Source organism: Streptococcus sp. HMSC071D03, from assembly GCF_001812125.1.
Lineage (GTDB): Bacteria > Bacillota > Bacilli > Lactobacillales > Streptococcaceae > Streptococcus > Streptococcus pseudopneumoniae_N.
Genome location: NZ_KV807751.1, coordinates 1 through 452 on the forward strand (window position 1 = coordinate 1; position 452 = coordinate 452).

Annotated in this window: 1 protein-coding gene; it reads right to left on the minus strand. The window is 38.3% G+C overall.

The genetic code is table 11. The features are described from left to right. Positions 1–178 precede the first annotated feature (178 nt). Positions 179–452: MiiA motif-containing surface protein (locus HMPREF2837_RS05370; protein ID WP_075230721.1), on the minus strand; the 274-nt coding region annotated here is incomplete at its 5' end.

The window sequence follows — 452 nt, forward strand, 5'->3', positions numbered from 1 at the left end:
TTAAAATCTGTAGCGTACTATTCTAGATTCAATCCACTATACTATAGCTTTTTTCAACCACTACAGTTGACAAATAGCCTCATTTCCCATCAAAAAAACCGTAAGAATTTCTTCTTACGGTTTTTCTAGCAAATTCATAGAATTGAGATTCTCAGTTTTGCTTTATTTGAGTAATTTCTTACTCTTCTTCCTCACGTTTTTTAGCGAAGAGGAGTCCACCTGTCGCTGCTGCAAGAAGTGCTAAAGCAAGTGAAGCGCTAGATTGTTCTGTACCAGTATTTGGCAATTCTTTCGCTCCTGCTTTCTTAGCTGGTGCTTGAGCAGGTGAATCTTGGTTAGTAGCTGGATTAACTGCTACTGAACCATCTGATTTCTTGACTGTCTTATCTGCTGGAATAACAGATGTAGTACCATCTTCAAAGGTTACAACTACTGATCCGTCTTTGTTTACC